Origin of the sequence: Lysobacter sp. yr284 (assembly GCF_900107375.1) — a bacterium.
In the GTDB taxonomy this organism is placed as follows: domain Bacteria; phylum Pseudomonadota; class Gammaproteobacteria; order Xanthomonadales; family Xanthomonadaceae; genus Lysobacter.
The window spans coordinates 1-13,050 of record NZ_FNPT01000016.1 but is presented as its reverse complement, the minus strand read 5'-3'; the positions used below and the strand labels follow the sequence as shown (position 1 = coordinate 13,050).

The 13,050-nt window shown below is 72.5% G+C and carries 9 protein-coding genes and 1 pseudogene; 5 read left to right on the top strand and 5 right to left on the bottom strand.

Features of this window, described 5'->3' with window-relative positions; translation table 11 throughout:
• Positions 1-174: 174 nt before the first annotated feature.
• The 5 genes from hemC to BLV01_RS19025 form a co-directional block, all read right to left on the bottom strand.
• The gene (gene hemC, locus BLV01_RS19045) at positions 175-1,113 is read right to left on the bottom strand and encodes a hydroxymethylbilane synthase (RefSeq protein ID WP_091803584.1); all 939 of its coding nucleotides are present in this window, start codon (positions 1,111-1,113) and stop codon (positions 175-177) included.
• A gap of 372 nt (positions 1,114-1,485) precedes the next feature.
• Positions 1,486-2,220, bottom strand: coding sequence for a LytR/AlgR family response regulator transcription factor (locus BLV01_RS19040; protein ID WP_091803581.1), 735 nt, complete (start codon positions 2,218-2,220; stop codon positions 1,486-1,488).
• 17 nt (positions 2,221-2,237) lie between these two features.
• Positions 2,238-3,308: a sensor histidine kinase gene (locus BLV01_RS19035; RefSeq protein WP_091803578.1), complete on the bottom strand. Its 1,071-nt coding sequence runs from the start codon at positions 3,306-3,308 to the stop codon at positions 2,238-2,240.
• A 23-nt stretch (positions 3,309-3,331) separates the two neighbouring features.
• The gene (locus tag BLV01_RS19030; protein ID WP_091803575.1) at positions 3,332-4,036 is read right to left on the bottom strand and encodes an alpha/beta hydrolase; all 705 of its coding nucleotides are present in this window, start codon (positions 4,034-4,036) and stop codon (positions 3,332-3,334) included.
• A gap of 122 nt (positions 4,037-4,158) precedes the next feature.
• Positions 4,159-5,232, bottom strand: a complete 1,074-nt coding sequence (locus BLV01_RS19025; RefSeq protein WP_091803573.1) for an energy transducer TonB — start codon at positions 5,230-5,232, stop codon at positions 4,159-4,161.
• A 394-nt stretch (positions 5,233-5,626) separates the two neighbouring features.
• On the opposite strand from BLV01_RS19025, the gene BLV01_RS19020 reads away from it, so the two are divergent.
• The 5 genes and pseudogenes from BLV01_RS19020 to BLV01_RS19000 form a co-directional block, all read left to right on the top strand.
• A complete protein-coding gene (locus BLV01_RS19020) occupies positions 5,627-5,956 on the top strand; it encodes a hypothetical protein (RefSeq protein ID WP_091803570.1) in 330 nt (109 codons plus the stop codon).
• 96 nt (positions 5,957-6,052) lie between these two features.
• On the top strand, positions 6,053-7,471 hold the full coding sequence (locus BLV01_RS19015) for a TolC family protein (protein ID WP_091803566.1): 1,419 nt from the start codon (positions 6,053-6,055) through the stop codon (positions 7,469-7,471).
• Complete coding sequence (locus BLV01_RS19010; protein ID WP_091803563.1) at positions 7,468-8,514, top strand: efflux RND transporter periplasmic adaptor subunit; 1,047 nt, start codon at positions 7,468-7,470, stop codon at positions 8,512-8,514. The genes BLV01_RS19015 and BLV01_RS19010 overlap by 4 nt, the downstream gene beginning before the upstream one ends.
• Positions 8,504-11,785, top strand: coding sequence for an efflux RND transporter permease subunit (locus tag BLV01_RS19005; protein ID WP_091803560.1), 3,282 nt, complete (start codon positions 8,504-8,506; stop codon positions 11,783-11,785). The genes BLV01_RS19010 and BLV01_RS19005 overlap by 11 nt, the downstream gene beginning before the upstream one ends.
• A gap of 118 nt (positions 11,786-11,903) precedes the next feature.
• Positions 11,904-12,764: pseudogene (locus BLV01_RS19000) on the top strand (cation diffusion facilitator family transporter); the annotation flags it as partial.
• Between the last annotated feature and the right edge of the window lie 286 nt (positions 12,765-13,050).

Genomic DNA, 13,050 nt, shown 5'->3' with positions numbered 1-13,050 from the left:
GCTCAGGCCGGCTCGCAGCATCGGATACGAAAGCGTCGGGGCTAACCCCCTCCCACAAAACCTGTACCACTTGCCCGTGGTTGTGGGAGGGCCTTTCAGGCCCGACGCTTTTCGCTCAGGCCGCCTCGCAACATCGGGTACGAAAGCGTCGGGGCTGAAGCCCCTTCCACACCTTCAGTCGTCCTCGCCGCCGTCCAGCAACGACGCGGCGATGAACTCACCCGCACCCTGCTCCAGCAGCTTCTGCGCGACCTCGATGCCCAGGCACTGCGGCGCGTCGCCGCGGCCTTCGCCGTGCGCGCGCACGCTGCGGCCGTCGCCGGCCGAGCCGACCTGGCCGTCCAGGCGCAGGTGTTCGCCGTCGAGCCAGGCATAGGCGGCGACCGGCACGTGGCAGCTGCCGTGCAGGCTGCGGTTCATCGCCCGCTCGGCCTCGACGCAGGTGCGGGTGGCGGCGTGGTCGAGCGCGGCGCACAGCGCGCGGATGGCGAGGTCGTCCTCGCGGCATTCCACCGCGATCGCGCCCTGTGCCGGCGCCGGCAGCCAGTGCGGCGCCTCCAGGCGGCGGCGGATGCGCGCGTCCAGGCCCAGCCGCTGCAGGCCGGCGCAGGCCAGGACGATGGCGTCGTAGTCGCCGGCGTCGAGCTTGCCCAGGCGGGTGTTGACGTTGCCGCGCAGGTCCAGCAGTTGCAGGTCCGGACGCAGCGCGCGCAGCTGCGCCTGCCGGCGCAGCGAGGAGGTGCCCACGCGCGCGCCGGGCGGGAGGTTCTCGATGCCGTCGTGGTCGTTGCTGACGAAGGCATCGGCGTAGTCGGCGCGCTCCAGCACCGCCGGCAGGGCGAAGCCGGGTTCCAGCTCCATCGGCACGTCCTTGAGCGAGTGCACGGCGCAGTCGGCGTCGCCGCGCTGCATCGCCAGTTCCAGTTCCTTGAGGAACAGGCCCTTGCCGCCGATCGCCGCGAGCGACCGGTCCAGCACCTCGTCGCCGCGGGTGCTCATCGGCACCAGGGTCACCGTGAGGCCGGGGTGCGCCGCGCGCAGGCGGTCGGCGACGTGCTCGCTCTGCCACAGGGCGAGCGGGCTCTTGCGGGTGGCGATGCGCAGGGTCTTCATGCCGGCATTATCGCCGCTGCGGCGGGTTGGGGCCAAAGGGCGGGGCGATGAATCGCGTCGAGGCCGGACGCGGCACCGCCTGCGCCCCGGGGAGCGGCGGTGCCGCCTGCGGCCGTCATCCCCGCGAACGCGGGGATCCAGGGCCTCATCCAAGCATGACTCTGAAGTCTCTGGATTCCCGCGTTCGCGGGAATGACGAAGTGGCGGATCGCGCCGGCCTGCGCCGCCGCAACGCGAGCCGCTGCAGAAACTGCGCGAGCTGCGGCCGCGACATCGCGCTGGCGACGCAAGCGGCTACCCCGCGGTCGCAGCTTGCGCAGCTCCTACAGGGAGCTGCCGATCGTCCGGCGAGGAGAGGCTATCGCTCCGCGATCACAGATGCTTCAACGTCTCGCGCAGCGACGCCACGCAGCGCCGGCTCACTTCCAGCGGCTGCTTGCCGTGGCGCAGGATCGCCTGCACGTGGCCTTCGGCGTTGCGCTTGAGCTCGACGATCTCGTGCCGCGCGACCAGGCAGTTGCGGTGGATGCGCACGAAGCGTTCGCCGAATTCGTCCTCCAGCGACTTCAGCGATTCCTCGATCAGGTCTTCGCCGCGGGCGTGGTGGACGATCACGTACTTCTCTTCGGCGTGCAGGTAATGCACGTCCTCGATCGGGATCAGCCGCAGGCTGCCGCGCAGGCGCGCGCACAGGTGGCTGCGGACCTGGCCCGGCGCGGTCTCGCCGTCGCCGGCGCGCTCGCGGCCGGCGGCGAAGGTGCGCACGCGTTCGAGCGCGGCGTCCAGGCGCTCGGGCCGCACCGGCTTGACCAGGTAGTCGATCGCCTCGGCCTCGAACGCCGACAGCGCGTGGGCGTCGTAGGCGGTGCAGAACACCACCGCCGGGCGCGGCTCGAACGCGGCCAGGTGGCGCGCGGCCTCCAGGCCGTCGATGCCGGGCATGGCGATGTCGAGCAGGACCAGGTCGGGGCGGTGCTCGGCGCAGGCGTGCAGGGCGTGCTGGCCGTCGGCGGCCTCGGCCACGACCTCCACGTCCGGACGCAACGCCAGCAGCCCGCGCAGGCGTTCGCGCGCCAACGGCTCGTCGTCAGCGATCACCACTCTCATGGCCAGCCTCGCACCCTTCATCGGCTCTGCGCCTCCACCCCGGTCGGCACGTGCAGTTCGCACAGATAGTAGCCCCCGTCCCATCCTGCGGTCATTCGCGCCGTGGGTCCATAGGCATAGCGCAGGCGCTGGCCGATGCTGTGCTGGGCGTGGCGGGCGCCGGCGCGGCCCTCGGCCGGGGCCGGGGCGGGGTTGCGGATGCGCAGCAGCAGGTGGTCGCTGAGCTGGGTCAGCTCGATCTCGACCTCGCCGCCGCCGGGCAGGCGCGAGATCCCGTGCAGGACCGCGTTCTCGACCAGCGGCTGCAGCACCAGCCGCGGCAGCGGCATCTTCCACGGCAGCGGCTCGCGCCGGCGCCAGGCCACCCGCAGCCGCTCGCCCAGGCGCAGCTGCTCGATCGCCAGGTAGCGCTCGGCCAGCTCGACCTCCTCGGCCAGGCTGGAGTCGCTCTTCGACGCGCCCAGCGCGGCCCGGAACAGGTCCGACAGGTCCAGCACCGCGCGCTCGGCCACGACCGGGTCGCTGCGCACCAGCCCGGCGATGGTGTTCATGCTGTTGAACAGGAAATGCGGCTTGATCCGCGCCTGCAGCGCCTCGACTTCGGCGCGGGCGTTGGCGCGCACCTGCGCCTTCCAGCTGTCGTTGACGTACAGGTAGCGCAGCACCACGCTGACCGCCAGGATCGCGATCGCCGCGGTGCCGCCGACGAAGCGCGCGAACGAGGTACCGGCCGGGATCAGGCCGACCCCGGTGACCGAATCGATGAAGTGGGTGACCCCGGCCACCGCAGCGGCGATGGCGGCGGCGGTGGCGGTGGCGATGAAACCGCCCAGCCCCGGCGGCAACCGCGACAGGTGCCGGCGCGAGACGCACAGCAGCACCGAGATCGCCAGCGCCAGCCACAGGGCGAAGGCGCTGGAGGAGACGAACCGGCCCAGGTTCCAGGCGCTGCCGTCGGGCGCCAGCGCCAGCACGATCACGATCAGCTCGGCCATGCTCAACATCACCACCAGCCGCGGCAGCCGGCACAGGTCCGGCAGCCAGGGCTCGGGCTCGCCCGCGGGGACGCCGGTGCGCAGGTCGGCCATGGGCGCGCGGCTCGACGGCGGGCTCAGGCGGCGGCGAAACGCTGCGACAGCCAGGCGGCCACCGCGTCGATTTCCTCGGCGCAGGCCTGGTGCGCCATCGGATAGGTGTGCCAGTCGATCTTGAAGCCGAGCGTGCGCAGGCGCGCAGCGGCCATTTCGCCGCCGCGCAGCGGCACCACCGGGTCGTGGCTGCCGTGGGCCATGAACAGCGGCTGCGCGCTGGCCGCGGGCGCGGCCTCGCGGACCAGCCGGTCGGCCATCGGCAGGTAGGTCGACAGCGCGATCAGGCCGGCCAGCGGCTCGCGCCGGCGCAGGCCGGCGGCCAGGGCGATGGCGCCGCCCTGGGAGAACCCGGCCAGGACCACCCGCGAGGCCGGCACGCCGCGCTCGGCCTCGCGCGCGATCAGCGCCTCGACCTGGGCCACCGACTCCTCCACCCCGGCCTCGTCGGCGCGGTTGGCGAGGTCCTGGAAATCGCGGATGTCGTACCAGGCGCGCATGCGCGCGCCGTTGTTGATGGTGACCGCACGCACCGGCGCGTGCGGGAACACGAAGCGCAGCGCCGGCCAGTCCTTGCGCACCAGCTCGGGCACCACCGGCGCCCAGCCTTCGCCGCTGTCGCCCAGGCCGTGCAGCCACAGCACGGTCCAGGCCGGCTGCGGGCCGGTTTCGATTTCGACGGTGTCGAGCGGGGCGGCGACGGCCGCGGCAGGGGAGGCGTTGTCCATGCGCGGCATTGTGGCCGCTCGCGCCGACCGCGCCAACCGCGGCGCCGGGCCGGCGCGCGCCGGCGGCGGTTACCGCAGCCGGCGCTTCGGCCGGCGGGCCGACCGCGGCGCGAGGCCCGCGCTCAGCGCCGCGGCAGCTTGAAGTTCAGGGTGCGCCGGGCCGGGTGGCTCTGCCCGCTGGCCTCGAAGCGCAGCCGCGCCACCGCCGACAGCGCGGCCTCGTCGAACACCCCGGCCGGCTGCGAGGACAGCACCCGCGCCGCGCCGGTGCTGCCGTCGGGCTGGATGGTGAAGGCGACCTCGACGCTGCCCTCGAGCTTGCGGGTGATCGCCACCGACGGGTAGCGCGGGCTGGCGTCGGCGATCAGCCGCGGCGCGGCCTTGGCCGCCGGCCGGGGCGCCGCCGGCGCCGCGGCGGCGGGCGGGGCCGGCGCGGCCGCGGCGGTCGCGGCCGGATGCGGCACCGGCGCCGCCGGGGTCGACGCGCGCGCGGCGGCCTCGTCGGCCGCCGCCGCGCTGGCGCTGGCCTGGGCCTTGAGCGCGGCGTTGGCCGCGGCGCTGCGTTGCGCGGCCTGGGCGCGGGCCTGGGTCGCGGCCTCGGCGCGTTCGCCGGCCAGCCGCTCGGCGTCCTCGCGCGCGCGCCGCTCGTGTTCGCCGTGCGCGCTGCGCAGGCCCTCGCGCAGGCGCGGCAGCGCCGGCGCCTGCGGGTCCATGCGCGCGAGCAGGTCGGTCAGGCGCCGCGATTCGGCCAGGTCGCCGTCGGCCAGGGCCTGTTCGCCGGCGATCACCACGTACGGCTGCAGTTCGGTCAGCGCGGCGGCGACGTCGGCGTGGCCGGGGTCTTTCTCGCGCAGGGCCAGGTAATAGTCGACCGCGCTGTCGCCGGCCGGGGTGTGGATGCGTTGCTCGCGCAGCGCGCGGGCGGCGCGGTCGCGCAGCCCGCCGGCATCGAGTTCGTCCAGCGCCGGCGGCAGCGGCGCGGCGCTGTCGGCCGCGGCCTGCGCGGAAACCAGCGCCGCCGCGGCGGATTCGGACGCGGCCGGCTTGCCCGAACCGCACCCCGCCAAGACCGCCAGCCCCAGACCCAAGGCGACGCCGGCTGCGGCGTCCTGCCATCCCCACGCGCCATTCCTGCGGCGCGCGCCCGGGCCCTGGCCGGCGGCGACGATGCGCACCGGCTCAATCACAAACTTCACTGCCAACCCCCTGTACCGCGACTGCGAACTGCCGAATGCGAAACACCGAATGCGTACCGCTCGATGCGCGCGCAGCTTAGGGCCGGGATATGACGCGGCGAATGCATCGCATTGCCCGCTCGTGGCGGATGCGAGGCGTCCCGTCCGCGTCCCCCGGCGTCCTGCCGCGCGGCGCGGATTATCGCGGGGGCGCGGCGGCGGCGCGATGCGCAATCGGTCCACTGGCGCCTGCGGCGCGCGGTCGCCGCGCGGCGGCCGCAGGCCGCGATAGCGCTGCCTGGCGCACGAAACGCCGGCGCAGACTGAACGACATGCGCCCCGGTGGAATTGTATTGCGCGCGCGCCGGCTTCTAAGATCGCGCCCATGCCCGTCCGGTCCGCCCTCGCGAACGTCATGCGCCACCTCGTCTTCGGGGTGCTCATCGTCGTGATGCTGCTCAAGCCGGTGCTGGCCTTCGCCGGCGAAGTCGGCGAACTGGACGACCTGGTGCCCAACGCCGCCCTGGTGTTCGACGCCGCCCACGCCGGCGGCCTGCCCGACCAGGACGGCTGCGGCGACCTGCAACGCCACGTCACCCATTGCTGCGCCGTGCAGGCCGCGCTGCTGCCGCGCATCGAACTGGGGCTGCTCGCCCCCTCCCCCGCGAGCCCGCTGCCAGCGCGCGCCACGACCTTCGTCGCGGCCGATCCCACCCAGCCGCTGCGCCCGCCGATCCACGCCTGAGTCGCCGCCGGCCCTGCCGGCACGGACATCGCCGTCCGCTCCCGCCGCGCGCGCCCGACGCCGCGCGGCGTCTATTGCGATTCAGGAGACAACCCCATGCGTTTGCGTCCGACGGCCCTGGCCGTCCTGACGGCTGCGCTGTGCTTTTCCGCACAGGCGCGACCGCCCGTTGCTGCACCCCCGCCGCCCGGTTCGCCGCCCGGCGCGCAAGCCGGCACCCACGCCGAAGCCGGCACCGCCGCGCGCGCCGGCTCGAAGCGTTCGGCCCCGGCGCGCGCCGACTCGGCACGCACCGACCCGCCCCGCCCCACCTCGTTCTTCACCCTCGACGATGCCTTCGGCCGGATCCAGGACACCCACCCGGACCTGCGCCTGTTCGGCAACCAGCGCAGCGTGCTGGAAGCCGAGCGCGACCTCGCCGCGCAGAAGCCCGCCTACGTCGCCGGCGCCGCGATCGACAACACCCTCGGCACCGGCGCGCTGAGCGGGACCAAGGCCGCCGAAATCACCCTGACCCTGGCCTCGGTGTTCGAACGCGGCGGCAAGCTCGACGCGCGCCGGGCCTTCGCCCAGAGCCGCATCGACGCGCTGGCGGTGGACCGCGAAGGCCGCCGCCTCGACCTGCTCGCCGAGGCCGCGCGCCGCTACCTGGCGGTGGTCGCCGAACAACGCCGGATCGAACTGGCCGAGTTCGACATCGCCCAGCGCAAGCGCGCGGTGGCCGCCGCGCGGGTGCGCCTGGAGGCCGGCGCTTCGCCCGAGTCGGGCCTGTTGACCGCGCAGGCGCAGCTGGCCCGCGCCGAACTCGACCGCAGCCGCGCCCAGCGCGGGCTGCTGGCCGCGCGCCAGTTCCTGGCCGCGCTGTGGGGCGAGCGCGATCCGGGCTTCGCCGCGGTCGCCGGCGATCCGTTCGCGCTGCCGCAGATCCAGGACGCGACCGCGCTGGCGAGCCTGCTGGAACGCAATCCGGAACTGTCGCGCTTCGTCGACCAGCGCCGCATCGCCGAGTCGCGCGTGCGCCTGGCCCAGACCCAGTCCAGGGCTGACGTCGATTGGCAGGTCGGCCTGCGCCGACAGCAGGAAAACGGCGATTTCGGCTTCGTCGCCAGCGTGTCGATGCCGCTGGGCGCGGCCGCGCGCGCGCAGCCCGGCATCCGCGGCGCCCAGGCCGAACTGGCGCTGCTGGAAACCGAGCGCGAGGCCAAGGGCCTGTCGCTGTACTCCACCTTGGTCGAGGCGCAAGGCCGCTACCGGCTCGGCGCGCTGGAAACCGAGCGCTTGAAGCAGGACGTGCTGCCGCGCCTGGAGCGCGCCGAGAAAGCCGCCGACTACGCCTATCGCGCCGGCGCGATCAGTTACCTGGAACTGGCCCTGCTGCAGGCCGAGAGCGTCGCCGTGCGGCGCCAGCGCCTGGACGCCGCGCTGGACGCGCAACTGGCGCTGATCGAGATCCAGCGCCTCACCGGCGAACCCTTCCTCGCCGCACCCACCGCCCCCGCAGGAGCCACGCCATGAAGCCCGAACTGTTGATCGCCGCGGGCCTGCTGGCCCTGAGCCTGAGCGCCTGCGGCGGCGCCTCCGATAAGAACGCGGCCAAGGCCGCCGCCGCGCAAGGCAAGAACGACCACGCCGACGAGGGCCATGCCGACGAAGGCCAGGACGGCCACGCGCACAAGGAAGCCGCCGGCGAAGCCGGTCACGGCGAAGGCGCGCCCGGCAAGGGCGGCGGCGAAGAAAAGCCCGAAGCCGCCACGATCCCGAACGAGATCGCGCGCCGCTCCGGCATCGTCGCCGCCGCGGCCGGCCCCGGCACGGTCGCCGACGAGCACGACGTGCAGGGCCTGATCACCCCGCTGGAAGGCCGCGTGGCGCGCATCACCGCGCGTTATCCCGGCCCGGTGCGCTCGCTGCGCGCCAACATCGGCGACGCGGTCAAGGCCGGGCAGACGCTCGCCACCATCGACAGCAACCTCAGCCTGACCACCTACGGCATTTCCGCGCCGATCTCCGGCGTGGTGCTGGCGCGCAACGCCTCGGTCGGCGAAGTCGCGGTCGAAGGCACGCCATTGTTCGAGATCGCCGACCTGTCGACGCTGTGGGTCGACCTGCACGTATTCGGCGCCGACGCCTCGCACCTGCGCCCGGGCCTGCCGGTGACGGTGATGCGCATGGGCGAGGACAAGGGCGTGGACACGGTCATCGACCGGATCCTGCCGGGCACCGCCACCGCCAGCCAGAGCACCGTGGCGCGCGCCTCGATCAAGAACCCCGACGGCCTGTGGCGTCCCGGCTCGGCCGTGCACGCGCGGGTGACGGTGGAGCAGCAACCGGTGGCGCTGGCGGTGCCGCTGACCGCGCTGCAGCGCATGGACGAGGGCGATGTCGTGTTCGTGCGCGACGGCGAGCGCTACAGCGCGCGCCCGGTCAAGCTCGGCCGCCGCGACGCGCGACGCGTCGAAGTGCTGTCCGGGCTCAAGCCCGGCGAGCAGGTGGTGGTGGAGCAGAGCTTCCTGATCAAGGCCGACATCGAAAAATCGGGGGCCTCGCATGAGCACTGAGCCGCTGCCCCCGAACAAGGGCGAGTCCGCGGGCGACGACAAGGCCGGCGCGCTGGAGCGCATCATCGGCTTCGCCATCCGCCACCGCTGGCTGATGCTGGCGCTGACCGTGGCGCTGATCGGCCTGGGCGTGTGGAGCTTCACCCGCCTGCCGATCGACGCCACCCCCGACATCACCAACGTGCAGGTGCAGATCAACACCCAGGCGCCCGGCTATTCGCCGCTGGAGGCCGAACAACGGGTCACCTTTCCGATCGAGACCGCACTGGCGGGCCTGCCGAAGCTCGATTACACGCGCTCGCTTTCGCGTTACGGGCTTTCGCAGGTCACCGTGGTGTTCAAGGACGGCACCGACCTGTACTTCGCCCGCCAACAGGTGACCGAACGGCTGCAACAGCTCAAGTCGCAGATCCCCGACGGGCTGGAGCCGCAGCTCGGGCCGATCGCCACCGGCCTGGGCGAGATCTTCATGTACACCGTCGACGCCGACCCGAAGGCGCGCAAACCCGACGGCAGCGCCTACACCGCCACCGACCTTCGCACCCTGCAGGACTGGGTGATCCGCCCGCAATTGCGCAACACGCCCGGCGTCACCGAGGTCAACACCACCGGCGGCTTCGCCCGGCAGATCCACATCACCCCCGATCCGGCGCGCTTGATGGCGCTGAACCTGAGCCAGCGCGACATCGTCAACGCGCTGGCGGCCAACAACCAGAACGTCGGCGCCGGCTACATCGAGCGCAACGGCGAGCAGTTCCTGGTGCGCGTGCCCGGGCAGATCGTCGATATCGAACAGATCGGCGGGATCGTGCTCGACCGCCGCGACGGCGTGCCGATCCGCATCCGCGACGTCGCCACGGTCGGCGAAGGCCCGGAACTGCGCAGCGGCGCGGCCACCCAGAACGGCCACGAAGTGGTGCTCGGCACGGTGTTCATGCTGGTCGGCTCCAACAGCCGCGACGTCGCCCAGGCCTCGGCCGAGAAGCTCAAGGTCGCCAACGCCAGCCTGCCCAAGGGCGTCAGCGCCAGCCCGGTCTACGACCGCACCTCGCTGGTCGACCGCACCATCGCCACGGTCGCCAAGAACCTGGTCGAGGGCGCGCTGCTGGTGGTGGTGGTGCTGTTCCTGCTGCTCGGCAACTTCCGCGCCGCGCTGATCACCGCGCTGGTGATCCCGCTGGCGATGCTGTTCACCATCACCGGCATGGTCCGCGGCGGCGTCTCCGGCAACCTGATGAGCCTGGGCGCGCTCGACTTCGGCCTGATCGTCGACGGCGCGGTGATCATCATCGAGAACTGCCTGCGCCGCTTCGGCGAAGCCCAGCATTCGCTGGGCCGGCAGATGACCCGTGAAGAGCGCTACGAACTCACCGCCAAGGCCACCGCCGAGGTGATCCGCCCCAGCCTGTTCGGCCTGGGCATCATCACCGCGGTGTACCTGCCGATCTTCGCGCTCAGCGGCATCGAAGGGAAAATGTTCCACCCGATGGCGATCACCGTGGTGCTGGCGCTGACCGGCGCGATGCTGCTGTCGCTGACCTTCGTACCGGCGGCGGTGGCGATCTTCCTCGGCGGCAAGGTCGACGAGAAAGAGAACAAGGCCATGGCCTGGCTCAAGCGCCGCTACGAGCCGGCCCTGGCCTGGGCGCTGCGCAGCCGCGCCGTCGTGGTCGGCGGCACCGCCGCGCTGGTGATCGTCAGCGGCTTCATCGCCACGCGCATGGGCACCGAGTTCGTCCCCAGCCTCGACGAGGGCGACGTGGCGGTGCAGGCCATGCGCATTCCCGGCACCAGCCTGACCCAGTCGACGACGATGCAGAAGCACCTGGAGCAGGCGCTGCTGGCGATGCCCGAGGTCGAGCGGGTGTTCAGCCGCATCGGCACTTCGGAAGTCGCCAGCGACCCGATGCCGCCGTCGGTCGCCGATGCCTACCTGATCCTCAAACCGCGCAAGGACTGGCCGAATCCCAAGAAGCCCAAGGAAGCGCTGATGGAGGAGATCGAAGCCATCGCCGGCACCCTGCCCGGCAACAACTTCGAGTTCACCCAGCCGATCCAGATGCGCACCAACGAGCTGATCTCGGGCGTGCGCGCCGACGTCGCGGTCAAGGTCTACGGCGACGACCTGCAACAGTTGCTCAAGGTCGCGCAGCAGATCGAGGCGGTGGCGCGCAAGGTGCCGGGCGCGGCCGACGTGAAGACCGAACAGGTCACCGGCCTGCCGATGCTGAGCATCGAGCCGAACCATCGCGCGCTGGCGGTGTACGGGCTCAATCCGGCGGCGGTGCAGCAGACCGTGGCGACCGCGGTCGGCGGCGAGGTGGCCGGCCAGTTCTTCGAAGGCGACCGCCGCTTCGACCTGGTCGTGCGCCTGCCGGAAAACCTGCGCCAGGACCCGGCCGCGCTGGCCGACCTGCCGATCCCGCTGCCGGCCGGCAGCGCCGACCGCGACGAGTCCAGCCGCGACGCCACCTGGCTCGCGGGCGCGCCGCGCACGGTGCCGCTGCGCGAGGTGGCGACGATCAAGTCGGTGCTCGGCCCGAACCAGATCAACCGCGAGAACGGCAAGCGCCGCATCGTGGTGACCGCGAACGTGCGCGACCGCGACCTGGGCGGCTTCGTCACCGACCTGCGTTCGCGCATCGATGCGCAGGTGAAGCTGCCGGAGGGCTACTGGATCGGCTACGGCGGCACCTTCGAGCAGTTGATCTCGGCCAGCCAGCGCCTGGCGGTGGTGGTGCCGGTGACCCTGGTGCTGATCTTCGCCCTGTTGTTCATGGCGTTCGGCTCGGCCAAAGACGCCGCGATCGTGTTCAGCGGCGTGCCGCTGGCGCTCACCGGCGGCGTCATCGCGCTGTGGCTGCGCGGGATACCGCTGTCGATCTCCGCCGGCGTCGGCTTCATCGCGCTGTCGGGCGTGGCGGTGCTCAACGGCCTGGTGATGATCGCCTTCATCCGCAAGCTGCGCGAACAGGGCGACCCGCTCGACAACGCCATCGTCGACGGCGCGCTCGGCCGCCTGCGGCCGGTGCTCATGACCGCGCTGGTGGCCTCGCTGGGCTTCATCCCGATGGCCTTCAACGTCGGCGCCGGCTCGGAAGTGCAGCGGCCGCTGGCCACCGTGGTGATCGGCGGCATCGTCTCCTCGACCCTGCTGACCCTGCTGGTGTTGCCGGTGCTGTACCGCTGGCTGCACCGCAACGAGGAACGCGGCGGCAACAGCGATACGCCGGCCGCGCTGGCGGCGGGCGAGCCCGCGCCGGCGCACTGACGCCGGTCCTGCGCGGGCCGTCGCGAGACGGCCCGCGTCCATGCCGCGCCGCTCACGCGCGGCGCGCTTGAATGGGCCGTCGCCGCCCGGCGGCGGCCCGCATTGACGGAGAATCGACATGGGCAGCGGACACGACCACGGCACCACTGCGATCCGCCACGAGAAACCGCTGTGGTGGGCGCTGGGGCTGACCGGCGGCTTCCTCATCGCCGAGGTCATCGGCGCCTTCCTCACCAACAGCCTGGCGCTGCTGTCCGACGCCGCGCACATGGGCACCGACACGGTCGCGCTGATGATCGCGCTGACCGCGGTGCGGCTCAGCCGCCGGCCGGCCGACGCCCGCCGCAGCTTCGGCTACGCGCGCATGGAAGCGATGGGCGCGATGGCCAACGGCCTGATGCTGTTCGTCGTCGCCGGCTACATCCTCTACGAGGCGGTCGGCCGCTTCGCCAAGCCGGCGGAGATCGCCACCACCGGCATGCTGGTGATCGCCTCGCTCGGCCTGGCGGTCAACCTGATCGCGATGCGCCTGCTGCGCGCCGGCAGCGGCGAGAGCCTCAACATGAAGGGCGCCTACCTGGAAGTGTGGAGCGACATGCTCGGCTCGGTCGCGGTGATCGCCGGCGCGATCGCGATCCGCTACACCGGCTGGGCCTGGATCGACCCGGTGCTGGCGGTGCTGATCGGCCTGTGGGTGCTGCCGCGCACCTGGACCTTGCTGCGCGAGGCCGGCAACGTGCTGATGGAAGGCGTGCCCAAGGGCATCGACCTCGACGCGGTGCGCGCGCTGCTGGCCTCGACCGCCGGCGTGGCCGGCGTGCACGACCTGCATGTGTGGTCGCTGGGATCGAGCACGCCGGCGCTGACCGCGCACCTGGTGGTGGCGCCGGGAACCGACGGCGAGGCGTTGCGGCGGGAATTGACGAAGCTGCTCGATGAGCGCTATGGGATCGAGCATTGCACGTTGCAGATCGAGAGCGAGGCGTGCGAGGGCGAGGCTTGCGATGCGCCGCATGGTTGAGCGTGTTTTTTGCGGTTGGCCTCAACCGCGTGAAGCTTGAAAGCACTGAGTCCAACTGCCGTTTCGATCGCTTTTGTTGTTGCTCTTGCCGCTGCTTCTGGCTTTAGCTTTGGCTTTGTCTCCACCTCGCCCGAGGCCGCAGTTCCGCAGACCCGGAGGGCGCGCGCATGGATGCGCGCGTGCGCCGTAGGGGCAGGAAGCCCCTTACGGCGCATCCCGGCGCAAGGTGCTGGACTTAGTGGCT